This window comes from Arthrobacter sp. BI5 (assembly GCF_056680065.1).
This window is the reverse complement of record NZ_CM155264.1, coordinates 2,949,338-2,974,584: the sequence shown is the minus strand read 5'-3', so window position 1 is coordinate 2,974,584 and position 25,247 is coordinate 2,949,338. Positions and strand designations below refer to the sequence as shown.

The 25,247-nt window shown below is 70.2% G+C and carries 26 protein-coding genes and 1 tRNA gene; 15 read left to right on the top strand and 12 right to left on the bottom strand.

Annotated features, from left to right (window positions below):
- Positions 1-17 precede the first annotated feature (17 nt).
- The 3 genes from AC1MED_RS13670 to AC1MED_RS13660 form a co-directional block, all read right to left on the bottom strand.
- Positions 18-839, bottom strand: a complete 822-nt coding sequence (locus AC1MED_RS13670) for an RcpC/CpaB family pilus assembly protein (RefSeq protein ID WP_479783794.1) — start codon at positions 837-839, stop codon at positions 18-20.
- Between the two features lie 101 nt (positions 840-940).
- Positions 941-1,198, bottom strand: a complete 258-nt coding sequence (locus AC1MED_RS13665; RefSeq protein ID WP_346960259.1) for an FmdB family zinc ribbon protein — start codon at positions 1,196-1,198, stop codon at positions 941-943.
- 134 nt (positions 1,199-1,332) lie between these two features.
- Positions 1,333-2,013: a 5-formyltetrahydrofolate cyclo-ligase gene (locus tag AC1MED_RS13660; RefSeq protein ID WP_479783793.1), complete on the bottom strand. Its 681-nt coding sequence runs from the start codon at positions 2,011-2,013 to the stop codon at positions 1,333-1,335.
- A 104-nt stretch (positions 2,014-2,117) separates the two neighbouring features.
- On the opposite strand from AC1MED_RS13660, the gene galU reads away from it, so the two are divergent.
- The 7 genes from galU (at position 2,118) to AC1MED_RS13625 (ending at position 8,039) form a co-directional block, all read left to right on the top strand.
- Positions 2,118-3,023, top strand: coding sequence for a UTP--glucose-1-phosphate uridylyltransferase GalU (gene galU / locus AC1MED_RS13655; RefSeq protein ID WP_346960257.1), 906 nt, complete (start codon positions 2,118-2,120; stop codon positions 3,021-3,023).
- Between the two features lie 52 nt (positions 3,024-3,075).
- Entirely contained in the window at positions 3,076-3,669 is a 594-nt protein-coding gene (locus AC1MED_RS13650) for a GNAT family N-acetyltransferase (RefSeq protein ID WP_479786684.1), read from the top strand.
- A gap of 99 nt (positions 3,670-3,768) precedes the next feature.
- A complete protein-coding gene (locus AC1MED_RS13645) occupies positions 3,769-4,734 on the top strand; it encodes a hypothetical protein (protein WP_479783792.1) in 966 nt (321 codons plus the stop codon).
- 78 nt (positions 4,735-4,812) lie between these two features.
- Positions 4,813-5,613, top strand: coding sequence for an SDR family oxidoreductase (locus AC1MED_RS13640; RefSeq protein WP_479783791.1), 801 nt, complete (start codon positions 4,813-4,815; stop codon positions 5,611-5,613).
- A 46-nt stretch (positions 5,614-5,659) separates the two neighbouring features.
- A tRNA-Ala gene (locus tag AC1MED_RS13635) sits at positions 5,660-5,732 on the top strand.
- A 129-nt stretch (positions 5,733-5,861) separates the two neighbouring features.
- Positions 5,862-6,203 carry a YciI family protein gene (locus AC1MED_RS13630; protein WP_479783790.1) on the top strand — a complete coding sequence of 114 codons (342 nt, stop codon included), beginning with the start codon at positions 5,862-5,864 and terminating at the stop codon, positions 6,201-6,203.
- Positions 6,204-6,365: 162 nt separating this feature from the next.
- The gene (locus AC1MED_RS13625) at positions 6,366-8,039 is read left to right on the top strand and encodes a cellulase family glycosylhydrolase (protein ID WP_479783789.1); all 1,674 of its coding nucleotides are present in this window, start codon (positions 6,366-6,368) and stop codon (positions 8,037-8,039) included.
- A gap of 29 nt (positions 8,040-8,068) precedes the next feature.
- On the opposite strand, the gene AC1MED_RS13620 is transcribed toward AC1MED_RS13625, so the two are convergent.
- On the bottom strand, positions 8,069-8,719 hold the full coding sequence (locus AC1MED_RS13620; protein ID WP_479783788.1) for a hypothetical protein: 651 nt from the start codon (positions 8,717-8,719) through the stop codon (positions 8,069-8,071).
- Between the two features lie 196 nt (positions 8,720-8,915).
- On the opposite strand from AC1MED_RS13620, the gene AC1MED_RS13615 reads away from it, so the two are divergent.
- From AC1MED_RS13615 to AC1MED_RS13605, 3 genes are all read left to right on the top strand, one after another.
- Entirely contained in the window at positions 8,916-9,530 is a 615-nt protein-coding gene (locus AC1MED_RS13615) for a hypothetical protein (RefSeq protein ID WP_479783787.1), read from the top strand.
- 286 nt (positions 9,531-9,816) lie between these two features.
- Entirely contained in the window at positions 9,817-11,409 is a 1,593-nt protein-coding gene (locus AC1MED_RS13610) for an ABC-F family ATP-binding cassette domain-containing protein (RefSeq protein ID WP_479783786.1), read from the top strand.
- 33 nt (positions 11,410-11,442) lie between these two features.
- Positions 11,443-11,772 (top strand): hypothetical protein, encoded by a 330-nt coding sequence (locus tag AC1MED_RS13605; protein WP_346960249.1) that lies wholly within the window; start codon positions 11,443-11,445, stop codon positions 11,770-11,772.
- 34 nt (positions 11,773-11,806) lie between these two features.
- Here AC1MED_RS13605 and AC1MED_RS13600 read toward each other — a convergent pair whose 3' ends face one another.
- The 4 genes from AC1MED_RS13600 to AC1MED_RS13585 all read right to left on the bottom strand — a co-directional run bounded on the left by AC1MED_RS13600 (position 11,807) and on the right by AC1MED_RS13585 (position 15,628).
- A complete protein-coding gene (locus AC1MED_RS13600; RefSeq protein WP_479783785.1) occupies positions 11,807-13,336 on the bottom strand; it encodes an ABC1 kinase family protein in 1,530 nt (509 codons plus the stop codon).
- A 164-nt stretch (positions 13,337-13,500) separates the two neighbouring features.
- A complete protein-coding gene (zapE, locus tag AC1MED_RS13595; protein ID WP_479783784.1) occupies positions 13,501-14,043 on the bottom strand; it encodes an AFG1/ZapE family ATPase in 543 nt (180 codons plus the stop codon).
- Positions 14,044-14,069: 26 nt separating this feature from the next.
- Positions 14,070-15,065 (bottom strand): magnesium/cobalt transporter CorA, encoded by a 996-nt coding sequence (gene corA, locus AC1MED_RS13590; protein ID WP_346960246.1) that lies wholly within the window; start codon positions 15,063-15,065, stop codon positions 14,070-14,072.
- The gene (locus tag AC1MED_RS13585) at positions 15,062-15,628 is read right to left on the bottom strand and encodes an Lrp/AsnC family transcriptional regulator (RefSeq protein ID WP_479783783.1); all 567 of its coding nucleotides are present in this window, start codon (positions 15,626-15,628) and stop codon (positions 15,062-15,064) included. The genes corA and AC1MED_RS13585 overlap by 4 nt, the downstream gene beginning before the upstream one ends.
- 157 nt (positions 15,629-15,785) lie before the next feature.
- Here AC1MED_RS13585 and AC1MED_RS13580 point away from each other — a divergent pair, with 157 nt between their 5' ends.
- Positions 15,786-17,027, top strand: a complete 1,242-nt coding sequence (locus tag AC1MED_RS13580) for an MFS transporter (RefSeq protein WP_479783782.1) — start codon at positions 15,786-15,788, stop codon at positions 17,025-17,027.
- 286 nt (positions 17,028-17,313) lie between these two features.
- Here the strand turns inward: AC1MED_RS13580 and AC1MED_RS13575 are convergent, their stop codons facing one another.
- Positions 17,314-17,820, bottom strand: a complete 507-nt coding sequence (locus AC1MED_RS13575; RefSeq protein WP_346960243.1) for an Lrp/AsnC family transcriptional regulator — start codon at positions 17,818-17,820, stop codon at positions 17,314-17,316.
- Between the two features lie 132 nt (positions 17,821-17,952).
- Between AC1MED_RS13575 and AC1MED_RS13570 the strand changes: the two genes are divergently transcribed.
- A complete protein-coding gene (locus AC1MED_RS13570) occupies positions 17,953-19,116 on the top strand; it encodes a trans-sulfuration enzyme family protein (RefSeq protein WP_346960242.1) in 1,164 nt (387 codons plus the stop codon).
- Here the strand turns inward: AC1MED_RS13570 and AC1MED_RS13565 are convergent.
- Positions 19,113-20,453 (bottom strand): MFS transporter, encoded by a 1,341-nt coding sequence (locus tag AC1MED_RS13565; RefSeq protein ID WP_479783781.1) that lies wholly within the window; start codon positions 20,451-20,453, stop codon positions 19,113-19,115. The genes AC1MED_RS13570 and AC1MED_RS13565 overlap by 4 nt on opposite strands.
- Before the next feature lie 89 nt (positions 20,454-20,542).
- On the opposite strand from AC1MED_RS13565, the gene AC1MED_RS13560 reads away from it, so the two are divergent.
- Positions 20,543-21,526 carry a LysR family transcriptional regulator gene (locus AC1MED_RS13560; protein WP_479783780.1) on the top strand — a complete coding sequence of 328 codons (984 nt, stop codon included), beginning with the start codon at positions 20,543-20,545 and terminating at the stop codon, positions 21,524-21,526.
- Positions 21,527-21,570: 44 nt separating this feature from the next.
- Here AC1MED_RS13560 and AC1MED_RS13555 read toward each other — a convergent pair whose 3' ends face one another.
- The gene (locus tag AC1MED_RS13555) at positions 21,571-22,602 is read right to left on the bottom strand and encodes a nitronate monooxygenase (RefSeq protein WP_479783779.1); all 1,032 of its coding nucleotides are present in this window, start codon (positions 22,600-22,602) and stop codon (positions 21,571-21,573) included.
- Between the two features lie 36 nt (positions 22,603-22,638).
- Between AC1MED_RS13555 and AC1MED_RS13550 the strand changes: the two genes are divergently transcribed.
- Positions 22,639-23,571: an N-acetylglucosamine kinase gene (locus AC1MED_RS13550; protein WP_479783778.1), complete on the top strand. Its 933-nt coding sequence runs from the start codon at positions 22,639-22,641 to the stop codon at positions 23,569-23,571.
- A 7-nt stretch (positions 23,572-23,578) separates the two neighbouring features.
- Here AC1MED_RS13550 and AC1MED_RS13545 read toward each other — a convergent pair whose 3' ends face one another.
- Positions 23,579-24,631: a pirin family protein gene (locus tag AC1MED_RS13545; protein ID WP_479783777.1), complete on the bottom strand. Its 1,053-nt coding sequence runs from the start codon at positions 24,629-24,631 to the stop codon at positions 23,579-23,581.
- 65 nt (positions 24,632-24,696) lie between these two features.
- Here AC1MED_RS13545 and AC1MED_RS13540 point away from each other — a divergent pair, with 65 nt between their 5' ends.
- Positions 24,697-25,149 carry an NUDIX hydrolase gene (locus AC1MED_RS13540; protein ID WP_479783776.1) on the top strand — a complete coding sequence of 151 codons (453 nt, stop codon included), beginning with the start codon at positions 24,697-24,699 and terminating at the stop codon, positions 25,147-25,149.
- The last annotated feature ends 98 nt before the right edge of the window (positions 25,150-25,247 follow it).

The following is a 25,247-nucleotide window of genomic DNA, read 5'->3' as shown; positions in this document are numbered from 1 at the left end:
CGCCTGGCGCCTGCCGGTCAGCCAGGCCGCGCCCCCACCAGGACGAAGAAGAGCTTGCCCTGCGTGGAGGCTCCGGCGAGCCTACGGGCTTGATCCGGGTCCGCCGCCACCACCATCAGCCCGTCCGTGTCCCCGGAGTCCAGCCACTGGCCGGCTTTTCCTCCTTGCAAAGAGGTCCAGAGGACCGGCACCGCGGCGGCAAGCAGCCGGGACGCCTGGGCCTGCCCGGAGCCGTCCGCGCTGGTCAGCACGACATTGACAAGCTGGCCGGGGGAGACCAGCTGGATGGATGCGGGGTCCGCCATTCGTAGTGGCACGGCTGCCGCGCCCGGCGGGCTGCCGGCCAGCAAACCCGGTCCGACGAGCTGCGCGTCCGTGAGGAGCTGGCCTTTGCGCAAGGCCACGGCGAGCTGTTTGCCCTCGAGGGCGGCCCAGTCCAAGGAACCGCCGGGCAGCATTCCGGGCGGGACGTGAACGGCGGCGAGGTCGGCAGGGGCCAGCACGCGGCCGGCCGGAAGGTCTTTGGCTGCGGCCCACGCGGCGACGGTGGCGTCGGGTACCGGAGTCAATTGCTGCACGGCCAGGCCGGCGGCGAGGCACAACAGCAGGGCGACGGCCAACCGGCGGTGGCGGGCCCACCAGGTCCGAAGCCGGCGCCGCGGCGGGAGCTTGCGGCCCCGTCCGGGGGACGGGGGCGGCGGCCGGAGCCGTGCAGCGCGGTCCGCCGTTGCCGGCCGGGCAGGCGCCGCGGCGAAGGCCGGCGGTGACCCGGAACGTGGGGAGCGGGAAAAGAACGAGCCGGAACGCGGCGGGCGGAGGAGGCGTCGGCGGTGTGCCATGCCGCCACGCTACGGCCGGCCGGTAGGTCGCCGGCAGCCAGCGGCGGCGCTATGTGGACAACCGCGCTGCCGCGAGCCGGGCGGGACCTACCCGCCGGTCGCTAGCTGGCGGCGGCGGAGGCCGTGGTGGAGGTCGCCGGTGCTGCGGCGGGGGTGGCCGGCGCAACAGCGCTGCCCTTGGAGTCACGCGAGTCGGTCCGGTAGAAACCGGAACCCTTGAACACGACGCCGACGCTGTTGAACTTCTTGCGCAGGGTCCCCTGGCACTCCGGACAGGTCGTCAGGGAACTGTCCGTGAAGGACTGCACGGTCTCGAAGGCGTGGCTGCAGTCCTTGCAGGCATATGCGTACGTGGGCACTGGGATTCCTCCTTTAGGACAAACGAGCAGGTCCCGTGCTGCCGTGGCTGGATTGTCGCCACCGAGACGGTGGGCGGGATCCGAGCGCCAACAAACCTGGCATTAGCAGTCGCAGGGCCTGAGTGCCAATTCTATCACCCGCCGGGCGCCGGCTCGGAAGGCCCCGAAAGCCGTGAAAGCCGGACCAGGCCGCCGGGAGCCAGCGCGAAGTCGACCCTTTGGTCGAACGACTCCGCCGGAATGCTGCCGGCGGGCAGCACCTCGGCGTCGTAGACCACGGCCGCGGTCGGCACCGGGCCCTCCGTGGTTCCGGCGCCGCCCGGAGGCAGGGCGGCAAGGGCTGCCAGAAATTTGTCATAATAGCCTCCGCCCTGGCCGATCCTGTTGCCCGAACGGTCCAGGGCCGTGGCGGGCAGGAAGATACCGGCGGCTCCGCGCACCTCAGCCGTGCCGAAGCGTTCGCCGGCGGGTTCCTGGATGGGGGCGTACTGGCTGCGGACAAACTCCGACGCGGGCGTCCAGTACACCCAGCTCAGTACCAGGTCCGGTTCGCAGACGGGGAGCAACACCCGGTGGCCGGCGTCGTGCAGGGCTGCCAGCAGGGGGAGGGTGGGCGGCTCGGAGCCGACGCCGAGGTATGCGGCGAACGTCCGCTGCCCGGTGTGGGGCTGCCCGGAGGCCGGCCCGGAGGCCAGCCCGGCGGCCCAGGCCAGCCCGTGGCGTGCAATGGCGGCACCGGCGTCCGCCAGTTCCGCCTGCGACAGGGCGGCCCGGCGTAAGCGGTGCCGGGAGCGGATCTCTTCCTTGCTGCTCATACGGTGGCGTCCTTTCGGCCGGGAGGCGCCGGAGGGCGGGCTGCCGCGGCTGCCATGCGGTGGACAATTACCTGATGTTTTGCCCCCTCGGTTAGATTAGTCCAGTGATTACACCCAACGCCTCCGTCCGTAAGGCCGTCATCCCCGCTGCGGGCCTCGGCACCCGCTTCCTTCCCGCCACCAAGGCGATGCCGAAGGAGATGCTGCCGGTCGTCGACAAGCCGGCCATCCAGTACGTCGTGGAGGAAGCCGTGAACGTGGGCCTCAACGACGTCCTGATGATCACCGGACGCAACAAGCGCGCCCTCGAGGACCACTTCGACCGCGTGCCCACGCTGGAAGCGACGCTGGAAGCCAAGGGAGACACCGCCAAGCTGGAGTCCATCCAGGCCGCCAGCAACCTCGGGGACATCCACTACGTCCGCCAGGGCGACCCGATGGGCCTGGGACACGCCGTGCTGCGCGCCAAGCAGCACGTCGGTTACGAGCCGTTCGCCGTCCTGCTGGGCGATGACCTCATCGACGCCCGCGACGAACTGCTCAGTACCATGATCGAGGTCCAGGCGAAGACCGGCGGCTCGGTTGTGGCGCTGATCGAGGTCGAACCCTCGCAGATCAGCGCTTACGGCTGCGCCGACGTCGAAGCCGTCGAGGGCGAGGAATACGTCCGGATCAAGCAGCTCGTGGAGAAGCCCGACGTCGATGAGGCCCCCTCCAACCTGGCCATCATCGGCCGGTACGTCCTTCACCCCGCGGTGTTCGAAGTCCTCGAGCGGACCGAGCCCGGCCGCGGCGGGGAAATCCAGCTCACCGATGCCCTGCAGGAGCTCTCCGCCGGCGAGGGCGAAGGTTACGGCGTGTACGGCGTGATCTTCCGCGGCCGCCGCTACGACACCGGCGACAAGCTCAGCTACCTCAAGGCCTGCGTCCAGCTTGCCTGCGACAGCGAAGACCTCGGCCCCGGCCTGCGCGAATGGCTGCCCGGTTTCACTTCCGGCCTGACGAAATAGTCCCGTGGCGGGCGGCTTCACCTGGCCGGTGAACCTGGAGTGCGGCGACCTCATGTTGCGCCCGATCCGGTACCGGGACCGCCGGGAGTGGAGCGAGCTCCGAGCCCGCAACGAGAAGTGGCTGGCCCCCTGGGAAGCGTCCAACCCGGTTCCCGGCGGGGGCCTGCCCGACTACCGCCAAATGGTGCGGTCCCTTAAGGCACAGGCCGCGCAGGCCACGGCGCTGCCCTTTGTGATCACCGCCTGGACTCCCGGGTTCAGGGAACCGGTGATCGTCGGGCAGTTGACGGTCTCATCAATCGTCTGGGGCTCGGCCATGATGGCCACGCTCGGCTACTGGGTTGACCAGGACCGGGCAGGCCAGGGCATCGCCCCGACCGCGGTCGCGATGGCGACGGATTATTGCTTCCGCACGCTGGGGCTGCACCGGATGGAAATCAACATCCGTCCGGAGAATCTCCCAAGCCTGCGCGTGGTGGAAAAACTGGGCTTCCGCGACGAGGGCTACCGGCCGCGTTTTTTGCACATCAACGGCCAATGGGCGGACCACCGCACCTTCGCCCTGACCGCTGAGGAAGTGCCCGAGGGACTCCTGGCGAGGTGGTTGGAAACCCGTCCCGGCCGGCCGCCGGAAACCGCGGCCTGACCAGCCGTTTCGTCATATCTCCAGTGATTTGGCAGTTGCCTCGCGACACACCGCCGCCAATGCCGCCCGCTCCGCCGTCTTGCTCATACGGTTTTGATTGTGGACTTCCCTCTCAGCAGCTCAGTGATCCTTGTCATTGTTGTTGCGCTCTGGATCGTATGGGTGGCTCCCTACATGCTCCGGAACGGCCACCACCAGCTGCAGCCGGCGGGGGAGTTCCTGAAGGACGCCGTGCAGGTAGAAAAAGCAGACCCCCAAGCAGGCAACGTCATGAAGATGGCGGCCCCGCAGGAGAAACCGATGACGAGTACGCAGCTCCCCGAGTCAGGCCCGGGTTCCCTCGACGGCGGCCGGACCCCCGCGGCTCCCGCTTTCCGGATCCGCTGGGGGCGGCTGGCACTCGCGGTGGTTGGCCTGCTCCTGCTGCTCACCGGAATTGTCTCTGCAGCCCTGCGGCTCTTTGGCCTTGGGTCCGGATGGCTGCCCGCCGCCGCCCTGCTGGGTGCCATTGCCGCCGTCGTGCTGCTGCGCAGGCTTGCCGTGCGGGACCGCCGTCGGAAGCTGAATGCCGCCTTCCGAGCGGCCATGGGGGCCCCGTCCACCGTGTCTTCCGCCAACCCCTCCCTGACAGGGGCCGACGCCGCCCGCGATGCGGCGGGACCCGAGAAGGAGATCCCACTCTTCGACGCTGAAGCCGGTGCCCCCAAGCCCCAGCCTGACCGCAAGCCCCTCACGGCTGAGGACCTGCGGCAGGCCGCCCTGGCCGAGGCCGCGGCCTCCGGTGACGCCTCTGTGCGCCGGGTGGGCGATCCGGCCTCCGCCGAGGGCTCCAGCTGGGAGCCCGTGGAAGTACCTAAGCCCACCTACGTGGAGGCGCCGAAGGCGGAGCGCGCCGCCCCCGAACCGCTGGACCTGCCGGAGGCCCCGAAAGCCGTCGGCAAACCTTCGCTGAAGCAGGCGGCCGTCCGGCAGCCGGAAGCGGCCGCCGCCGAATCGAAGCCGCTCGGCAAGGGCCAAAGCGCGCTGAGCAACCTCGACGACGTCCTGCAGCGCCGCCGCGCCTGACCCACTTTCTCCGCCCCGGGCGGCCGTGAAGCGGCCGCCCGGGGCTTTTTCTTGCCCGCGCGCGGTAGCCTGACGTTCATGACGAGAATCTGCGTTGCCGGCGGCACCGGACAGGTAGGCCGCGACGTCGTGCGCCAGGCGGTCAGCGGACGGCACCAGGTTGCCGTGCTCAGCCGCAACCCGCCCGCCCCGGGGACCCCCTTGCACCTCGACGGCGCCACCTACTTCCGCGCTGACGTCACCACCGGGGAGGGGCTGGCCGCGGCGCTGGCCGGAGCCGACGTCGTCATCGACTGCCTTGAGGGGCGCTCCGGCAAAGCGCTGCGGAGCTTCGCCGACGGCGGAGCCCGGCTGCTGGCCGCCGCCCGGGACGCCGGGGTCCCGAAGGCGGTGATGCTTTCGATCGTCAACTGCGACCGCAGCAGCTTCGGCTATTACAAGTCGAAGGCAGCCAAGGAGCGGGTCTATCAGCTCTCAGGCCTGGAGACCGTGGTGCTTCGGGCCACGCAGTTCCACTCCCTGCTCGCAAGCCTGTTTGCCGCGGGTTCCAGGCTCCGGCTGGTTCCCGTGGTCAAGGGGGCCCGGTTCCAGCCGATTGCTCCCGCCGACGTCGCGTCCGCGCTGGTTGAGGCAGCGCTGGAGGCCCCGTCCGGCGGGCCGCACCGCGTCCGGACGATCGGGGGACCCGAGGTAGCGGGGATGCGCGAGCTGGCCATCATCTGGCAGCGGGCGTCGGGGTCGCGCGGCCGCGTCGTGGAGCTGCCGCTGCCCGGCGGGATGGGTAAATATCTGCGCGCCGGACTCAATCTGGCACCGGGAGAGCGACACGGCACGCAGACATTCGAGGGCTGGCTGGCAATGCGGGCGGATAGTTTGTAGCCTAGGAACGTTGACAACGCCGTTCCTCCGGGAGCGGCGTTGCTGCGGGGCTATAGCTCAGTTGGTAGAGCGCTTCGTTCGCATCGAAGAGGTCAGGAGTTCGAATCTCCTTAGCTCCACAATTTGCAGGGGTTTTTGAGCCCTTGAGGGTACGGCACCCGGTATCCGCGGGACCGGGATCTTGCGCGCCACCGTGCACCGGGTCAGGGTGGGATCGATCCCCGTGCTGCGAAGAAGGAGCCGACGCGATGACCAAGTACCTGATCTCCTTTCCCAGTGCCGCCATGGTGTTCCCTGCGGAAGAGCTGCAGGCCGTTGCGGATGCGGCGCACGCGGTCGTCCAGGAGGCCAAGGACGCCGGCGTCTGGGTGTTCGGCGGCGGCATCGATGAGAGCATCCCGCCCGTGATGGTCGACGGCGACGGTACCGTCCACGAGGGCACTTACCCGCAGACGACGCAGCTCCAAGGCGGCTACTCCGTGCTGGAGCTGCCCTCCTACGAGGCGGCCCTGGAGTGGGCAGCGAAGATCGCGGCTGCCTGCCGGTGCGCGCAGGAAGTGCGTGCCTTCCAGTACGACCCCGCCAGCTAGGGCCCGGCCGCGCGCCCCTGTCCGAACGGCGGTCCGACTTCTTGCCGCCCTTTTCAGAGCGTCGCCGCGCTTGCGGCCGCCGCGCTCTGTACGGTGGGGTCCTGTGTAGCGTCGCCGCACCGAGCTGGTGCGGGCCGCGCTGCCCCGGGACCTGGAGGAAACTTGACGATTGACCGCCCCACCGCGGCAGCACCGGCGCGCCAGCGCCGCGGCCCCCACCTGGCAGCCCTGGCCGCCGCCGCACTGGCCGGTGTGCTGGCCGTAGCCGGCTGGGCGGCTCCCTCCGGGGCCGGGCCGGCGTACGCCCCCGAGCGTGTCGTGGACGCCACCCCGGCCGCGACCGGCTGGCTGCATACCGACGGCGGGACGATCCGCGATTCGAACAACAATCCGTACATCATCAAGGCCACGTCCTGGTTCGGTCTGGAAACCCCGGACTGCGTCCCGCACGGCCTGTGGGGGACGCTGACCATCGACGAGGCCCTCGCCAACATCAAGTCGATGGGCTTCAACACCGTCCGGCTGCCATACTCGAACGAGTGCCTGGCCGCGATGACCATCAAGGGCAGCGTGAACTACTGGGCGAATCGGACCTACAACCTCCAAGGCAAGAAGCCGCTGGACGTCATGGACACGGTCATCGCCCGCGCCAAAGCCAACGGCCTCCGGATCATCCTGGACCGGCACCGGCCCTCCTCCGCCGACCAGTCACCGCTCTGGTACACCTCCGCCGTGCCGGAGTCGAAGTGGATCTCCGACTGGAAGATGCTCGCCAACCGGTACAAGGCGGACCCGACCGTCGTCGGCGCCGACCTGCACAACGAACCGGCCGGCGCGGCCACCTGGGGCGGCAAAGCCGCGACCGACTGGCAGGCAGCGTCCACCCGCGGGGGCAACGCCGTTCTGGCCTCCAACCCGAACCTCCTGATCATCATCGAAGGGATCGAGAACCAGGCCACCGCCGGCGGCACCTGGTGGGGCGGCGGCCTGGCCGACGTCGGCGCGAAACCGGTCGTCCTGGCCACCCCGCACCGGGTCGTGTATTCCCCGCACGACTACCCGGCGTCCCTCTTCGCACAGAAGTGGTTCAGTGACCCCGCCTACCCGGCGAACCTGCCCTCCGTCTGGGACCGGAACTGGGGGTACCTGCAGAAGCAGGGGATCGCGCCGGTCCTGCTCGGCGAATTCGGCACGGCCCTGGCCACCGATTCGGACAAGGCATGGATGAAATCGATCGTCGATTACCTGAAGACAAACCGCATGTCCTACGGCTACTGGGCCTTCAACCCGAATTCGGGCATCACCGGCGGCCTTGTCCAGTCCGACTGGCGGACCCCGGAGCGGGCCAAACTTGACGCGCTGGCACCGATCCTGACCGCCGCCCCGGCGGTCAGCGTCCCCGTGCCAACCGCCACGGCGACCGCGTCACCGACGTCGAGCCCCGCACCGACGGCCAGCCCGACGCCGACTGCGACGGCGCCGCCGACGTCCGGCCCCGCACCGACGGCCAGCCCGACGCCGACTCCCGCCCCGACGTCCGGCCCGGCCATCACGGCGGTATGGCGGCTTACCAGCTCCTGGAACGGCGGATACGTTGCCAACCTCGACGTCACCGCGCTGCGGTCAGTGTCGGCCTGGTCCGTTTCGTGGAACGACCCGAACGTCACTTCGGTCGCCAACTCGTGGGGCATCAAGTGCACGGTGGTGCCGAAGGCCACGATCACCTGCACCGGCTCGGACTGGACCACCAAGCTTGCCGCCGGCCAAAAGGCCACGGTCGGGCTGCAGGTCAACTCCCTCAAAGCCCCCGCGAACCCGGTGCTCACCGTCAAGTAGGGCCGGGACCGGCCCCGGTCCCGGGCCGCCTAGTACGGCTCCGGGGCCGCCTCGCTCCGGTACACCAGTTCCGTGAGCGGGTCCGCGACGGGGTCGACAATCCCGTCGAACTCCGCGGCGAAGTCCAGGCCGTCGGCCGTCTCCACCCGGGAAATCCTGGTGAGGGTGCCGAGCTCGGTTCCGTCCGCGAGGCTGAACACCGTACCGAAGTGCCGGAAGTTCAGCCCGCCGGCCTGCACAGCGGTCCACCCGCGGGCGGCAGCCCGCTTCTCGGTGTGGTCCAGCACGGGGGCGCAGCCCGGGCAGGCCGCATAGCTGGCCAGGTCCTCCACGTCGGCGCGCGTCAGCAGCGCCGGCATCGGGGGAGCGTTGTCGGTGCCGTGCCAGTCCCGCACCCGTTCCAGGTCATCGAGGTACGGTGCCCATGCCGCTTCACGGTCCATGAGTGCCTGGATGTCGGAGCATGACGGCAGGTGGACTTTTCCGGCGTCCGACAGGATGAAGCAGTCCCCGGAAGAGACCCACTTCTCAACGAGGGCCGTCTCCTTGCGCAGCGTGTCCGCCAGTTGCCGGCGGAGCTCCGCGTCGGAGGGGTGCCGCTGGCCGTGCAGGTCGTCTTCGTGTTCATACCGTTCGGGCGCGGCTGCCTGCACGCGATCCGCAGCGGAATCCGTTGTCATGATTTCCTCTCTTGTTGCCTCCAATGAGCCTACCGGGGGCGGACCGGATCCCGGGCCGGCCGTGTTTTTCCCAAGGAATTCCGCAGGAATCCCCATCCCGCCCCCAACCGTAGTTTCGGTTCGGTAACGTGGCGCGCGGCTGGCTGTGTGCGACCGCCGGCCGTCCTCAATGAACGCACTCTGGAAGGAACACCCCTTGGCAGGAATCTTCACCTGGCTCAGCGCCCTCGGCACGGCGGGCAAAGCCACCGTCGTTGCCGCCGTCGTAGTCACCGGCGGTACCGGCGCCGCCATGGCCTCCACCGTTACGGAGCTCAGCTCGGACCCGACTGCGACCGTGTCCGCGGACCCCACCGACACCCCCACCGCCGACCCCACTGCGGAACCGACCGAAACTGCGCTGGCCCCGGAGCCGACCGAGACGGAGACTGCGCCGGCCCCGGAGCCGACTGAGACGGAAACCGCGCCGGCCCCGGAGCCGACTGAGACGGAAACCGCGCCGGCCCCGGAGCCGACCGAGACCGAAACCGCGCCGGCCCCGGCACCCACCGATGACGATGAGGCTGACGACGCCGGGGACGACGAGTCCGGCGAGTCTTCGGAGCGCGGCAACAGCGCCTGGGCGCACGAGAACGCAGCTGCGCACCGCGCGGCCGGCCTCGCCAACGCCGCCCAGCACCGCCGCCAGGCTGCCGCCACCCCGGCCGTCCCGTCCTACGGAGCCGGGGCAGCCACCTCGGCCGTCCGCGCCCCGGCACCCGCAGTGGCGCCGAAAGCCGCGCACTCCAAGGCGGGCAAGTCCCACAAGTAACCCCGAAGGCGCTCAAGGGCCCGAAAGCCCGAACCTGCCGAAGACCCCGTCCCGCCCAGCGCGGTGCGGGGTCTTCGCTGTTCCAGCGGCCAGCGGCCCGCGGCGCCCGCGTCCGGCCGGTCCCGGGTTCGGCTGCCTTGGCGGGTCGGGATAGTCTGGGACCCCCACCCCAAGCATGTACGCCGGCCCGGAGATGCGTGCCGGGCGGCCGAAGCCCCGGGCATTCTGTTCCGTTCCGGGCGGCCCCCGGGGCCCCGGGCCTACCCCCTTTGAGAGGACAGCAGCAATGAGCCTGATCCGGCTGCATGACGTCAGCGTCCGCTTCGACAACACCCAGATTCTCCGTGAGGCGTTTTTCCGGCTCGAACCCGGAGACAGGGTGGGCCTGATCGGCAAGAACGGATCCGGGAAGACCACCATCCTGAAGCTGATCCTGGACCAGGTGGCCCCGGACACCGGCACGGTCAGCGTGGAGCTCGGCACCAAGGTGGGGTACTTCTCCCAGTTCTCCGAGCTCGACGGCGAATCGACCATCGCCGAGGTCCTCGACGGGCTGTTCGGCGAGATCAAGGCCGTTGAAGCCGAACTTGCCGCCATCGACGCGAGCATCGCCAATAACCCCGCGGCCGACGAGAGGGACCGGCTAATCGGCCGCCAGGCGGCATTGTTCGAGGACATGGACCGGCTCGACGGCTGGGATTATCCGCGCCGCATCGACACGGTGCTGACCACCCTGGGGTTCGACGACGCCCACCGCCACTGCCCGATCGATGCGCTGTCCGGCGGCTGGCGCAACCGTGCCGCGCTGGCCAAGATCCTGCTCGAAGCACCGGACGTCCTGCTGCTCGACGAGCCCACCAACTTCCTGGACGTCGCCGGCGTCGAATGGCTGGAAAGCTGGTTCCGCGACTTCAAGGGCGCTGCTGTCATCGTCTCGCACGACCGGAAGTTCCTGGACGCCGTCGTCTCCCGCATCATCGAGGTGGAGAACTTCCACCTGCACGAATACCCCGGAAACTTCGGCGAATACGTGGTCCAGAAACAGTTCCGGCTCAAGACGCTCGAACAGCAGTTCGTCCACGAATCCGAACTGCTCGCCTTTGAAGCCGAGGGGATCGCCGACCGCCGCGAGGCCGCCAAGGCCGCCGGCCGCGGACTGGGCAACCAGCTGGCCAAGATCAAGAAATCCCGCACGCCCCGGCCGGTGGACCAGATCGTCACCGAGATCTACGGCGGACTACACGTGAAGGACGTGCTGTGCCGGGTGGAGGGGCTGGCCAAGTCCTACGGCGAAAAACTGCTCTTCGAGGACCTGAGCTTCGAAATCCGCAAGGGCAACCGGATTGCCGTCCTCGGCGCCAACGGCAGCGGGAAGTCCACCCTGCTGAAGGTCCTCACCGGCGAGGAGCACGCCGATTCCGGCGTCGTGGCGTGGGCCAAGGGGCCCGGGTTCGTGTCCTACAACCGGATGCTCGAGGACCTCGACGACGGCGACACCGTCTCGCACGCCGTCAACGCGCTGCCGGACAGCCTCGCCTTCAGCGCCACGAAGAAGTCCGTTAACCGCTTCCTGGCGATGTTCCAGTTCTCCGAGGCGGACCTCAAGCAGAAGATCGGCAACCTCTCCGGCGGCCAGAAGGCACGGGTGGCGATGGCGCAATGCCTGCTCTCCGGCGCCTCGGTGCTGTTGCTGGACGAACCCACCAACCACCTGGACCTCTCCAGCACCCAGGTGATGGAGCGGGCGCTGCAGCACTTCCCGGGCGCCGTCGTCGTGGTCAGCCACGACCGGTTCTTCACCGAAAAGATCGCCACCCGCCAGCTCATCTTCGGCGCAGCCGGAGCCGGGCCCGGCGAAGTTGCCCAGCGGGCCGCCTAAGCCTGCCCGGCGCAGCCGCGGGATAATAGGGCTATGGCCGATCAGCGTCGGGAGCAGGACCGTGACCCGTGGGAAGAATTCGACCGGCTCGAACCGGCCGGGCAGGACCGCGTCGGCGGCCTGCCCGGAGGCGAGCCCAACGGCTTCGGCTTCCGCACCGGGGTACGCAGCGCGCGCGTGGCCTTCGGTTTCGCCGTGTATGCCCTGGTCCTGGGCAGCGTGCTGGTCTGTCTCGGAGCCATTTACTTCATAGGCCGCGGGCAGTGGCTGTGGCTCGGGCTGATGGCACTGATCGAGACCGCCTTCGTCCTGGCCTTCATCCGGCTCGTCACCCTGGCCCGCAACCGCCGCAGCGCGCGCTAGCTGAGCGCGCAGAGAAACGCCCCGGGGCGCCGGTTCAGCCCGGCCGCCGGTGCCGGGACGTGACCGCCAGGTAGCCGCCCAGCGCTCCGACGCCGCCCAGCCCGGCGGTGAAGAGCGCCCTGGGCCAGCTGCGCCAGCGGTCCGGCTGGACGGAGACAAGCTCCCCGACGGCGCCGATCAGCGCCGCCGTGATCAGGCCCGCCACAATCCGGTTGCCGGTCCGCTCGGCCCTGTCCATCAGCCGGTCCAGCTCGTCGGCGCGGAAGTGGATGTCCAGCCCGCCGCGCTCCAGCACGTCGAGCAGCCGACGGGCCATCTCGGGAGCCTCGGTGCCGAAGCGCAGCGCCTCCCAGCCGAGCTTCTTCAGCCGCCCCGCCAGCGCCTCGGGGGACAGCGACCCGAGAATGATCTTCCGGGTGAACGGAGCCAGCTGGGCGGTCAGCTCGAAGGCGGGGTCCAGCTGCTTGCCGAGCCCGTCCGCCATAACCAGCATCTTCACCATCAGCGCGGTCTCACGCGGCAACCGCAGGCGGTGCGCGCGCAGCAGCCCGGCCAGTTCTGCCAGCACCGGGACGATCGGGACCTGCGCCAGCGGCCTGCCCGCGTAGCGCTCCACCAGGCGGCCCAGGGCCGCCTGCAGCCCGCTGTAGTCGGCGGCCTCCGTTGCGCCGCAGAGCGCCACCATGGCCGTGGTCAGCCGGCCGGCGTCCTGTTCGACGACGGCCAGCAGCACCCGGACGAGGTTCCAGCGTGCCGTGTCGCTGATCTGGCCGACCATACCGAAGTCGATGATGCCCAGGCGTCCGTCGGGCTCCACGAAGAAGTTCCCCGGGTGGGGGTCGGCGTGGAAGAAACCATCCTCGAAGACCATCTTGAGCAGGATGTTGCAGGCCCGGACGGCCAGCTCGCCGGAGTCGATTCCCGCGCTACTCAGCCCGGCGACGTCGTTGATCTTGATGCCGCGGACGCGCTCGAGGGTCAGGACCCGGGACGTCGTGATGTCCCAGAAGACCCGCGGGATGTGGACCCGGCCGTCGCCGGCGAAGTTGGCCGCGAACTGCTCCGCGTTCCTGGCCTCCTGCAGGTAGTCCAGTTCGGCCCGCATGGTCTGGGAGAATTCGTCCACCAGGGCGGCCACGTGGAAGCCGGCCACGGTGGCCGAGGCCTGTTCGGCGCGTTTGGCGAGCTCGGCCATGACTTCCTGGTCCTCGTTCACCTGCGCCACGACGCCGGGGCGCCGCACTTTGACGACGACGTCGACGTCGGCCCGGCCGCCGCCGGCTGCCGGCAGGGCCGCCTCGTGGACCTGGCCGATGGAGCCGGTGGCCAGCGGAATGTCCTGCAGGGATGCCAGCAGCGGGCCCGCGCGCGGACCGAGCTCTTCGTCGATGACGGCACGGATTTCCTCCGCGGGAACTGGCGGGGAGTCGTCCTGGAGCTTGGCGAGCTCGGCGGCGTACTCCGCGGGAAGCACGTCCGGACGGGTGGAGACGATCTGGCCGAACTTGATGTAGACCGCCCCGAGGTCCTCCAGGGCGAGCCTGACCTGCGCCGGCAGCGGCACCCGGGAGGCCCCGCGGAACTGTGCTGCCGGCCGGGCAGGTGCAGTCGGTCCAGGCCCAAATAGCCCGCTGCGAAGCCCAGCCCATGCCTGCCCAGGGTCTCCACGATGTGCCGGAACCGGTCCCGCCGCGCGCTCATGCCGCCAGACTACACGGGGCCCTGCGCTTAGCTCCCGGACGAGTGTTCCGCGGCCAGCGCTTCGTCGGATTCCACCCGCCCCAGCAGCGCGAGCCGGTCCGCGGCCCCGGCCAGCTCGGCCGGCAGCCCGGGGACCGCCGCGGCCGGTGCCGCCCAGTCCAGCGGGCCGGGGCCGACGAGGAAAAGCGTGATGTCGGCGTCGTAGAGCACGTCCACCACCTCGCAGAAATGCTGCCAGGCCGCTACCTCCGCGGCGCGCACTGCCCCGGAAGCAGCGGGAGCACCACCACCGGCAGCGCGGGAGGGGACACCGTCGACCACCCAGGTGCTGTACCCGGCTGCGAGGGTGTGGTAGTCCGGGACCTCCGGGCCGCCGCACAGTTGCGCAAAGCTGGTCCACAGCAGTTCCGGCTCCGCGCTCCTGGCCGTCAGCGGCCCGGTGGGCGTCGTCAGGAGCCGCTGCTGCGCGGGCGGCGGCGGGAAGAGTCCGAAGACGCCGAGCTGGCGTGAGGTACCGGGCGTGATGATGCGGCCCCGCCGGAACGCGGCCTTGTCCGGTTCGGCGCCCATCCCGCTCGGCCCGGCCGGCACGCCGGCTAGAGCCAGCCCTTCCGCTTGAAAATGCCGTACATGATCGCCGCGGTGCCGGCCATCATGCCGATGGCCATCGGGTAGCCGAAAGTCCAGTGCAGTTCCGGCATCCGCTCGAAGTTCATGCCGTACACGCCGGCCACAAACGACGGTGCGAAGAAGATAGCGGCCCAGGACGAGATCTTCTTGACCTGTTCGTTCTGTTCGGCGCTGGCCTCGTTCTGGCGGTTGGCGGTGAGGGTGCCGTCCAGGGTCAGCGCGTTCTGCAGCAGGTCGCGGAAGGAATCGGCCCGGGAGATCAGCCGCTCCACATGGTCCTCCACGTCGCGGAGGCTGTGCTGGAGTTCCGTGTCCACCTCGTACTTCTCGAAACCCCGCCGGAGCTGCTGCATCATGGCCGGCAGGGGGTGGATGGCGCGCTGGAAATGAATGACCTCGCGGGCGAGTTCATAAATGCGGCGGGAAACCATCGGGTCGCCGCTGAAGAGCTGGTCCTCGATCTCGTCAATGTCATTTTCAAGCCCGGCCACCACGGGGACGTAGTCATCCACTACCTGGTCCATCAGGGCGTAGAGGACAGCCTCGGGGCCGTGGCAGAGCAGGTCCGGGCGGCCCTCCAGCCGGCGCCGGACCTGGCCCACGACGGCCGTCTCCGCGTGCCGGACCGTCACCACGAAGTTCCGGCCCGTGAAGACGTGCAGTTCGCCGAACTCGACGGTCTCCGTCTCGTCCAGGTACCGTGCCGGCCGGAGCACGGTAAAGAGGTTGTCGTCGTAGCGTTCCAGCTTGGGGCGCTGGTGGGCGGAGATCGCATCCTCCACCGCCAGGCCGTGCAGGCCGAACTCCGTAGCGACGGCGGCCATTTCCTGCTCCGTCGGCCGGTACAGGCCGATCCAGGCCATGCCGCCGTGCTTGGTCATGGTCTCGAAGGTCTGTTCCAGGCTGCGCGGCTCGGCGCGGCGGACGCCGTCAACGTAGACGGCGTTGTCGATGATAGTCACGGGGTCATTATCCCGTCTTTCGCCGGGGCCGGCGGACCCGGCCGGCGCGTCCCGGACCGGCCGGGGGCAAGCGCGCTGCCCTGCGCCAGCCGGCTGATGAGCGGTTCGGTGCGGTAGGGGATGTGGGTGTGCAGGGCGAGGACTGTTTCGGTCCGGATCACGCCCTTGATCCTGAGGATGGACCGCAGTGCCGCCTGGAGATGGTGGGTGTCCGTCGCCACCACCCGGCACCAGACATCGCCGCGGCCGGAGATCTCGTGCACCTCGAGGACCTGGGGGATCAGGCGCAGGGCGCCCACCACCCCGTCGAGTTCGCGGTGGTTCACCTCGATCGTGACGAACGCGACGACGTCGTACCCCACCGACTCCAGGTCAATTTCGCGGCCGCCGTCGTGCAGCAGCCCGGAGCGCAGCATCCGGCGCACCCGGGACTGCGCCGTATTCCGGGCGATCCCCAAGACGTCACTGAGTTCGCCGATTTGGATCCGCGGATCCTTGATGAGTTCGAGCAAAATCTTCAGGTCGGTGGGGTCCAGGCTGTTCAAATAATCACTCCGGTTCATGCTTGCGGGCCGCGATTGACGGTTTTGATCAATTCTGGCACGGAACTTAGTCCTAAAGCGCACCCATAACGCATCCTGTAGGTATCAATCTCCACCGGACCGGCGCCTCCCCACAGGGAACGCAGCCGGCCCGCGTCAACTCAGCAGGGGCACCGCTATGACCGTCTTCAGCGAACTTCGGATGCGCCCGGCCACGGCAGAACGCTGGGGCTGGGACGCGTCCGTCACCGCACGCCTGGTGATGGCCGGCGTCGTGATTTTCACGCTGCTGGTCGGCGCCAACCTGGCCACCCCGCTCTATCCGCTGCTGCAGGCCAAGCTGGGCATCACGGCCCTGGATGTCACGGTGGCCTTCTCCGCCTACGTCCTGGCGCTCGTAGCCACCCTGGTCCTGGCCGGGCACTGGTCGGACCACATCGGGAGGCGGGCCGCCCTGGTCCTGGCCGTGCTGCTGGGACTCGCCGGCGGCTTTGTGTTCGCCAACGCCGACAGCCTGCTGGCGCTGTCGGCCGGCCGGGCGCTGCAGGGAGCGGCGGTGGCGCTGGCAACCGGCGCGAGTTCGGCAGCCCTGCGCGAACTGCTGCCCAGCCGGCCCGAATGGGCCTCGCGGTTTACCCTGCTGGCATCGGCCGGCGGCGTGGCAGCCGGCCCGGCGATCGGCGGGGTACTTTCCATGCTTCCCGGCCCCACCTCCACGCCCTACTACCTGCACTCCGTCGTCCTGCTGGCCCTGCTGGTACCGCTCTACCTGCTCAAGGCCCGGCCCGCCATCACCTCGGTCGCGGGTCCGCAGCCGCTCAAGGTCCTGGCGCCGCGCCGCCCGTCCGTATCGAGTGAGGCGCGCGGTGCATTCTGGCTGGCGTCGGCCGTGGGATTCCTGAGCTTTGCTGTCTTTGGATTTTGCCTCTCGCTGGCCCCCGGCTACTTCGCCCAGATCGTCCACGCGGACTCACGGCCGCTGATCGGTGTCCTGGCCGGGCTGACCCTGGCAGCCTCGGCGTTGAGCCAGCTGCTGGCCGTGCGCGGCCGTTTTGTGGTGCCGGTGGGGCTGGCCCTGCTGTCCGTCTCCGTGCTGCTGATCGCGGCAGCGGCGGCGTGGAGCAGCCCGTGGCTGCTAATCGCCGCCAGCATCGCCGCCGGCCTGGGCCAGGGCGTCTCCTTCCGGACCGTCTTCAATGATGTGGCCGGCAAGGTTGAGGCGGCGCGCCACGCCCAGATCATCAGCACCGTCTACGTCATCACGTACCTGGGCAGCGCCTTTCCGGTGATCGGCCTGGGGCTGGCCGCCGGCGTTGTGGGCCTGCAGGCGGCTGTGGCGTGGTTCGTCGCGCTCTGCGCCGTATTCGCCCTCGGCCTGGCGGCGCTCACCCTGCGCAATGCCCTCCGGACGCGCCCCTGAGCGCCCTGCCTGAGCCGGCTGCCTGAGGGCGTCCGGCGCCGTCCGCGGCTGGCTGTACTGAGCTAAGGCCAACCGCCGGGGCGAAGAATGGGCATGTCCCACCGGACCGGCGCGAGGAATGGGCATGTTCGTCGGTCGGCTGGGGACATGTCCGGTGCAGGGCGCGAGCAATGGACATAGTGCCGGTATGCCCACCCGCCGGCACGAAGAATGGGCATGTCCCACCGGGCCGGCAGCGGAACCACACCCATCACCCGGGTGTCACCAGCCTGATGACCCAGTACGGCTAGTCCGGCAGCGGCCCGTGATTGCCCTGGATGTGGTCGAACACGAGGGTGGTCTCGGTGTGGCCCACCACAGGATCGGTCGCCAGATTGTCCAGCACCCAGTCGCGCAGGTCCTCGGTGGTGGCGACGGCGATATGCAGCAGGTAATCCACGGAACCCGAGGTGTGGAACGTGGACAGCACGGCGGGCAGCTTGGGGACGCGGGCCGTGAAGCGGTCGATCTGTTCGCGGTCGTGGGCCCGCAGCCGGACGGCGATCAGCGCCTGCACGGAGCGGCCCACCGCGGGGAGGCTGAGCTTGGCCTCGAACCCCTGGATGATCCCGCGCTCGGACAGCGCCCTGGTGCGCATCAGGGCCGTGGAGGGGGCGATTCCCACCAGCTCGGCCAGCTGTTTGTTGGAGATCCGGGCGTCCGCCACCAGCGCCGCGAGCAGGCGCTCGTCTATGGCGTCCAGGGGTTCGCCGGCACCCGCTCCCGGCCGAACATTCTTCGTGGTGCTGCTCACGGATCCTCCTTGAAGTGTTGTGCATTCATCATAAACGCCAGTATCTGACAGTTCCATTCAGCTGCCCTGTGAAACTCCGAATTATTGCCAGATACTTACCGCATTCAATGGTGAATATTCATAAGGAGTACGGTGCTTTCTCAAGACTCGCTGGCGGTCCACGCCGGCCGGAACGGCCTCACGGAACTCGGCGTCCACGCCGTCCCGATCGACCTCTCCACCACGGCACCGCTGCCCTCGGTCCATGACGGCGGCCTCGCCTACGAGCAGATGGCCACCGGCGGCCCGCACCTGGACGGGCAGAGCACGGTCTACCAGCGGCTCTGGAACCCCACCGTCGCCCGCTTCGAGGAGGGCGTTGCCGTGCTCGAAGGCACCGAAGAATCGGTGGCCTTCGCCACCGGGATGGCCGCCCTGAGCGCGGTGCTGCTCGCCGTCGTCGCTGCCGGGAAGAAGCACGTGGTGGCGGTCCGTCCGCTGTACGGCGGCAGCGACCACCTGCTGGCATCCGGGGTGCTGGGCACCGAGGTCACCTTCACGACGCCGGAGGGCATCGGTGCCGCCCTGCGCGCCGACACCGGGCTGGTCATCCTGGAGACGCCGGCCAACCCGAGCCTGGAACTGGTCGACATCGCCGCCGCGGCGGCCGCGGCGGACGGCGTGCCGTTGCTGGTGGACAACACCTTCGCCACCCCGGTCCTGCAGCAGCCCTACCGGCACGGCGCGGCCCTGGTGCTGCACAGCGCCACCAAGTTCTTCGGCGGCCACGGCGACGCGATGGGAGGCGTTGTGGCGGCTGGCCCCGACTGGGCGGTCCGGCTGCGCCAGATCCGGGCCATCACCGGGGGCATCCTCACGCCCTGGCCGGCCTACCTGCTGCACCGCGGGCTGGCCACGCTGCCGGTGCGGGTCCGGGCGCAACAGGCCAGCGCGGAAAAGGTCGCGGCCGTTCTCTGCGGGCACGAGCTGATTCGGCGGGTGTACTACCCGGGCCTGCCGGAGTGCGATCCGCTGGGCCTGGTCGGAACCCAGATGGCGGGCCCCGGCTCGCTGCTGGCGTTCGAGCTTGCCAGCGCCGGGCACGCCGAGCGCGTCCCGGCGGCCGTCACCATGATCACGCACGCCGTCTCACTCGGCGGCATCGATACGCTCATCCAGCACCCGGCCGGTCTGACCCACCGGCCGGTGGCCGCGGAGGCCAAACCGCACGCGGGCCTGCTGCGGGTCTCCGTGGGCCTGGAGGACCCGGCGGACATCGCGGCGGACCTGGTGCAGGCCCTCGAGGCGACCCGCTAACGCACCGCTGCCCGCAGCGGGGCGGTGTTGTGGGCGGCGGCGTCCCCTGCACCTCCGGGATGCACGACGGCGGTGATCACCGCCGTCGTGCAGGCCAGCCCCATCACGGCGAGGGCGAGGGCTGTCCAGCCCAGCGACTGGAAGAGCAGCCCGCCGGACCAGCCGATGACACTGGAGCCCAGATAGTAGGCCAGGTTGTAGAGCGAGGCGGCCTGCGCACGTCCGGTGCTCGCGATCACGCCGGTCCAGCCGGAGCCAATGCTGTGGGCCGCGAAGAAGCCGCCGGTAAAGAGCAGCAGGCCGGCCAGGATCAGGGCCAGGAGCTGCGTCAGGGTCAGCGCGAGCCCGGCGACCATCAGGGCCGTGCCCGCCACCAGCACGTTGCGCCGGCCGAATCGCAGCGTCAGCCCGGCGGCCCAGCGGGCGGAGACAGTACCGGAGAGATAGGCCAGGAAAATCAGGCTGATCAGCGTGGCCGGCAGGCTGAAGGGCTCGCCGGAGAGCCGGAAGCCAAGGTAGTTGTAGACCGCTACGAAGCCGCCCATCAGCAGGAAAGCCTGGACGTAGATGGCGAGCAGCCGCGGGTTCCGACCGTGACCGGCGAGGGTGGCGAGGGCGCCGCGGAAGCCGCTGGCGGCCGCCGCGGTGAAATTCCGGGCCGGCGGCACCAGGACTAGGAACAGGACGGCAGCGGCCGTCGCCATCACGGACACCGCCAGCGCCGCGCTCCGCCACCCCCACAGGTCGCCGACCGGGCCGGCGACCAGCCGGCCGGCCAGGCCGCCCAGCGTGGTGCCGGCGACGTAGGTGCCGGCCGCCAGTGCGGCGTGGGCCTTGTTGACTTCCTCATTCAGGTAGGCGATCGCGATGGCCGGGATGCCGCCCAGGGCCATGCCCTCCACCATCCGCAGGCCCAGCAGGACCGGGAGGCTGGGTGCCAGCGGGGCCAGCAGGCCGAGCACGGTGGCCGCGGAGATGCCCCAGGCCATGGCGCGCACCCGGCCGATCCGGTCAGCCAAAAAGGACCACGGAAGCACCGTCACGGCCAGGCCCACCGTGGCCAGGGAGATGGTCAGGGCCGCCTCTGCGGCCGTCACCTGCAGGTCAGCCGCGATGAGCGGCAGCACGGCCTGGGTTGAATACAACTGGGCAAAGGTGGCGACGCCGGCAAAGGCCAGGCCGGCGAGGATCCGGCGGTAGGCCGCCGAGCCCTTGGCATGGCCGGCCGGTGCGGAAGTCCCGGCCTGTGCCGCTGCGGCCGGATCCGGGTCAGCGTTTCCGGAAGTCGCGGCCGCACCGGGGGTGGCAGGGAGTTCGTGGGGCGGTAGCTGCGGCATGCCCCCAGAATAGGCTTCCAAAAGCCATGCTTCCAATGCATGATTCTTATAGCATTCATAGCAAATTCGGAACGAATTAGGGGTGGGCCATGGACGTGGAGCACAAACAGCTGGTCCAGTTGCTGCCGTTGCTGCCCCTGTTGGCCGAACTCGGCCGCACCCAGCACATCACCGCGGCCGCCGAGGTGCTGGGGCTCCCCCAGTCGACGGTCAGCCGCGGAATCGCACGGGCCAGCAGCATCATCGGCACGGAACTGCTGATCCGAGACGGCCGCGGCGTGCGCCTCACGGCGGCGGCCAAGGCGCTGCTGCCGCACATCGAGGCCGCGCTCGGCGAGTTTCAAAGCGGCCTGGACCTGGTGCGGCACGAATCCGAGGTGGTGCGCGGGCGGATCGCGGTGTCCTTCCAGCACACCTTCGGTGAGGCCATGCTGCCGCTGCTGATCAGTGCTTTCCGGAGCCGGCATCCGCACCCGGCCTTCGATCTGAGACAGGGCGCGCGGGACGGCTGCCTGGCCGAACTGGCCGCAGGGGAGGCGGACCTGGCACTCACCGCCCCGATCGCGGCGCCTAGCCGGCTGATCTCCTCGGCCGCCCTGTACCGGGAACCGCTGCGGCTGGTGGTCCACCACCGGCACCCGCTCGCCAAGCGCCGCCGCGCCCGCCTCGCGGAGATCCGGCAGGACCCGTTCGTGGCGATGGGCCCCGGCTACGGCATGCGCTCGCTGACGGACGCTCTGTTCCGGGAAGCGGGCTTCCGGCCCCGCATCGCCTTCGAAAGCCAGGACTCCCATACCGCCCGGGGCCTCGTCTCGGCCGGGCTCGGGGTCAGCATCCTGCCGCCCGGCGGTCTGGCCCCCGGACGCCACACCCCGGCGCAGCCCAGTGACCTTGGCTGGGTGGAGCTCGCGCTGGATTCCGGCCTGGCGTTCCGCGAGATCGGCCTGGCCTGGCGGGAACGGCGCGGGGGAGCGGACGCCGAGCCGGACCCGGTGCGGCTGTTCCGGGAGCTGGTGCTCAGCGAAGGTCCGGCCCTCCTGGCCGGCTTCGTCCGCGGACGCTCCGGCAACTGACCCTGCCGCGCCGCCCCGGCACCCGGGCGGGCCCTGGTCCCCGGTCAGTCCAGTAGCCCCGCCAGGACCTCCGCCACCGACCCGGCCCGCGCCTGCTGCCAGCCGGTCCCGGCCCAGAGGTTCAACCGCTCCGCATCCCCGGCGGCGGCCGCGGCCGCGCGCAGCGGGGCGGTGAGGTGGTGCACGGCCGGGTAGGCCTCGGGTGCGTCCGGGTGGTCCCGGACGAATTCGTTGACCAGCGCCCGGGCGGTCCGGCCGGTGAAGGCCCTGGTGGGCGCGGTCTGCGTGAAGTGCGGACTGGCCAAGGCGTCCTTGTGCAACTGCCGGGCGCCGCTCTCTTCGGTGCGCAGAAGTGCCGTGCCCAGCTGGGTGGCCTGGGCTCCCGCAGCCAGCACCCGCCGCAGCCCGGCACCGTCCATAATCCCGCCGGCGGCCACGAGCGGGAGCCCGACGGCGGAACGCACCGCCGCGATCAGCTCCGCCGTCGAGCCGGGCACCGCGGGCCCCGCGGGGGAGTCCGGCAGGAACGCCGCGCTGTGGCCCCCGGCGCACCCATGCTGCACCACCAGGGCATCCACGCCCTGGTCCGCCGCAAGCGCCGCCTCGGCTGCGGTGGTGACTGTGGCCAGCACCGCTGACCCCGCCCGCTGCAGGGAGCGGACCACCTCCGCACCGGGGAGCCCGAAGGTGAAACTGACCAGCTCCACCGGATCCGCCAGCAGGGCCTCGACCTTGGCCTCCCACTCGTCGTCGTCATCGAGCCGCAGGGGCGGGACCTCCACTCCATAGCGCAGGGCGTCGGGGCGCAGCCGCAGCCTGTACTCCTCCAGCCCGGCCAAGGCAGCCGCGGATGGCGCCAGCTGGGCCGGATCCGGGACGAACAGATTCATGCCGAACCGCGCGCCGGCTTCCCGGACAGCGCGGATGTCCGCCTGCATCGCAGCAACGCTCTTGTAGCCGGCGGCCAGGAAGCCCAGGCCGCCGGCCTCATGCACGGCCGTAACGAAGGCCGGAGTAGACGTCCCGCCGGCCATCGGCGCGGCGATCACCCGGGTCCCGAAGATGTTGTGCGGCATTGCTCACTCCTGTCGGTGATTCAGTAGGCTGTTCCGGTGACTCATTCTGACATTCCCGCCCCGCCCGAGGCGGCGTCCGCCACCGCTGCCGGCGCCGTGATCGGACTCGATATTGGCGGCACCAAGACCCGCGGCGTCCGGTTCGAGGCCGGCACCCCCGTGGCCGACGAATCGGTGGGCAGCGCCAACGTCCAGAACGTCACCCCCGAAGAAGCAGCCCGCAACCTGGCCGAACTCTTCGCCCGGATCGGCGGGGGAAAGATCGCCCAGGTCTACGCCGGCGCCGGCGGCATCGACACCGACGACGACGCCGCGGCGCTCGCCGCGCTGATCGCCCCGCATGTGCCCGGCGCCAAAATCACCGTGGTCCACGATTCCCGGCTCCTGCTGGCGGCAGGCGGTGCCAGCACCGGCGTCGCCGTGATCGCCGGAACCGGCTCGGCCGCGTGGGGCAAGAACAGCCGCGGCGCCGAAGCGCGGGCCGGCGGCTGGGGCTACCTGCTGGGCGACGAAGGCAGCGGCTACTGGCTGGGCCGTGAAGCGGTCCGGCACAGCCTGCGCCGGATGAACCAGGGGCTGGAACCGGACGAACTCACCTGGGCGCTGCTGGACTCGTGCGGCACTGACCACCCGAACAAACTGATCGCGTTGTTCCACTCACCGTCAACCGGGCGCCGCTACTGGGCGCAGCGGGCGCGGCTCGTCGTGGAAGCGGCCGACGCCGGCCATGCGCCGAGCCAGGCCCTGATCGACCAGGCCGGCCGCGACCTCGCCGCCATGGCCGAGCAGACACTCCGGCAGCTCGGTATCGAGGGGCCGGTCATCCTGGGAAGCGGGCTCGGCATGAACGTATTGCGGCTGCAGGAATCGTTCCACGCGGCACTCGCGGCCGCCGGCATCACCGACGTTCGGGTGCTGCAGCAGGAACCCGTGTTCGGAGTGCTCCAGCTCGTCGCCGAGCAGGACTAGGCGGGATTCACTGCCGGCGCCGCGGCCGCAACGGCACCCCGGGCAGCGGTGGCGCCGGGATCCGCCCGGCCTCCGGTCCGGCGTCGGGACCGTGCCCGCGTACCAGACCGAACCGCGCCCGCGGGGCGTCCTCGTCGGGGAGCCCGGCCTGGGCCTCCCAGTCCAGGCGTGCCTGCGCCACTTCCTCATGGCTGCGGCCCACGAAGTTCCACCACATCAGCAGTTCCTCCTCGAACGGTTCACCGCCCAGCAGCACAAATCGGGTGCCCGGAGCCGCGTCCAGTTCCAGGCTGCCGCGCCCGGACCCGAGGTAACCCAGCGGCCCCGGCAGCACCTCCTGGCCGTCCAGCGCCAGGCCGCCGTCGAGCACCAGGACAGCGTGCTCGAAGTCCGGCTGCAGCGGGAGGCTGATCGGGCCGGAGCAACTGATGTCGGCCCCCACGATCGGGGAGTATATGGTGGCCGGCGAGGTGGTGCCCGCCAGCGTCCCCACCATGACGGTTGCGGTGAAGCCGTCGCCGCGGACCACGGGCAGCTCGCGGTGCTGTTCGAAGGCCGGTGCCCGGTGCCGTGCGGCGTCCGGCAGCGCCACCCATAACTGGAGCCCGCGCTGCAACGGCAGCTCCGGCGTCGGCCCGGCCGGATCCTCATTCGCCGGAAGCACCGCCACCGGAAGCACCGCGAATTCGGAGTGCGAAACGCCGCGGCCCGCGGTCATGATGTTCAGTTCGCCCGGGCGGACGATCACGTCGCTGCCTACACTGTCGCGGTGCCTGATGTTGCCGGCCAGCGGCCAGGTGACGGTCTGCAGCCCGGTGTGCGGGTGCGGCAGCACGGACATTGCCACCCGGTCCGGCCCGAAGCTGTCCAGGAAGCACCATGCGCCTACCGTCGGCAGTCCGCGCTGCGGAAGGGTCCGGGAGACGTTCATGGCACGGACCCCGCCCAGCGGGACCTCCCTGGCCGGCCACAATTGCAGGCACGGGCCGCTGGCGGTAGCCTCCACGCTGTGCGCGGCGGGGCAGACTTCTTCGGGTGGGAGGACTTCGAGGTTGGTCACCCTCAAACTCTAGGGCCGAACCGGGCGATCCGGCAGGGCTGATGCTGCGCCGTTACGCTGGATCAATGACGCTGCCATTCGACACCCGCCCGGCCGCTTACGGGCTTATTATCCGCGATGACCACTTGCTGCTGGCGTACTGGAAGCAGGGCGGACGCGAGGGCTGGACGCTGCCGGGCGGCGGCCTGGACCTCGCCGAGCACCCGGTGGACGGGTGCCGCCGGGAGATCTATGAGGAGACCGGTTACCACGCGGAGATCGGCGCGATGCTCGGCATCGACGTCGGGCACTGGCCCGCCGAGACCCGGCTCGACGGCGGCCAGCGGGATTTCCAGTCCCTGCGGCTGGTTTACGAAGCGAGCATCACCGGCGGTGAACTGCGGCACGAGGTGGGCGGCAGCACCACACACGCGGCCTGGATCCCCCTGGCCGAGGTGGCGGGCCTGAACCGGGTGTCGCTCGTGGACGCCGCGCTCCGGCTCCACCGCGAGCGGCCGCTGGACGGCAAGCTCCCCTGACGAATCCCTAGCCAGCCGGGCCGCGGGCGGTTACCCTAGAAAAACCGCGGCCCGAACGGCCGCCCGAAGAGCCAGCGGTGAGCCAAACAACCCGGGAG

What these genes read in the sequence shown, in the direction of transcription:
- AC1MED_RS13670 (WP_479783794.1), bottom strand. Translation starts at nt 839, where the DNA reads ATGGCACACCGCCGACGCCTCCTCCGCCCGCCGCGTTCCGGCTCGTTC.
- AC1MED_RS13660 (WP_479783793.1), bottom strand. Translation starts at nt 2,013, where the DNA reads ATGAGCAGCAAGGAAGAGATCCGCTCCCGGCACCGCTTACGCCGGGCC.
- AC1MED_RS13650 (WP_479786684.1), top strand. Translation starts at nt 3,076, where the DNA reads ATGTTGCGCCCGATCCGGTACCGGGACCGCCGGGAGTGGAGCGAGCTC.
- AC1MED_RS13640 (WP_479783791.1), top strand. Translation starts at nt 4,813, where the DNA reads ATGACGAGAATCTGCGTTGCCGGCGGCACCGGACAGGTAGGCCGCGAC.
- AC1MED_RS13630 (WP_479783790.1), top strand. Translation starts at nt 5,862, where the DNA reads ATGACCAAGTACCTGATCTCCTTTCCCAGTGCCGCCATGGTGTTCCCT.
- AC1MED_RS13620 (WP_479783788.1), bottom strand. Translation starts at nt 8,719, where the DNA reads ATGACAACGGATTCCGCTGCGGATCGCGTGCAGGCAGCCGCGCCCGAA.
- AC1MED_RS13610 (WP_479783786.1), top strand. Translation starts at nt 9,817, where the DNA reads ATGAGCCTGATCCGGCTGCATGACGTCAGCGTCCGCTTCGACAACACC.
- AC1MED_RS13605 (WP_346960249.1), top strand. Translation starts at nt 11,443, where the DNA reads ATGGCCGATCAGCGTCGGGAGCAGGACCGTGACCCGTGGGAAGAATTC.
- zapE (WP_479783784.1), bottom strand. Translation starts at nt 14,043, where the DNA reads ATGGGCGCCGAACCGGACAAGGCCGCGTTCCGGCGGGGCCGCATCATC.
- AC1MED_RS13585 (WP_479783783.1), bottom strand. Translation starts at nt 15,628, where the DNA reads ATGAACCGGAGTGATTATTTGAACAGCCTGGACCCCACCGACCTGAAG.
- AC1MED_RS13580 (WP_479783782.1), top strand. Translation starts at nt 15,786, where the DNA reads ATGACCGTCTTCAGCGAACTTCGGATGCGCCCGGCCACGGCAGAACGC.
- AC1MED_RS13565 (WP_479783781.1), bottom strand. Translation starts at nt 20,453, where the DNA reads ATGCCGCAGCTACCGCCCCACGAACTCCCTGCCACCCCCGGTGCGGCC.
- AC1MED_RS13560 (WP_479783780.1), top strand. Translation starts at nt 20,543, where the DNA reads ATGGACGTGGAGCACAAACAGCTGGTCCAGTTGCTGCCGTTGCTGCCC.
- AC1MED_RS13555 (WP_479783779.1), bottom strand. Translation starts at nt 22,602, where the DNA reads ATGCCGCACAACATCTTCGGGACCCGGGTGATCGCCGCGCCGATGGCC.
- AC1MED_RS13540 (WP_479783776.1), top strand. Translation starts at nt 24,697, where the DNA reads ATGACGCTGCCATTCGACACCCGCCCGGCCGCTTACGGGCTTATTATC.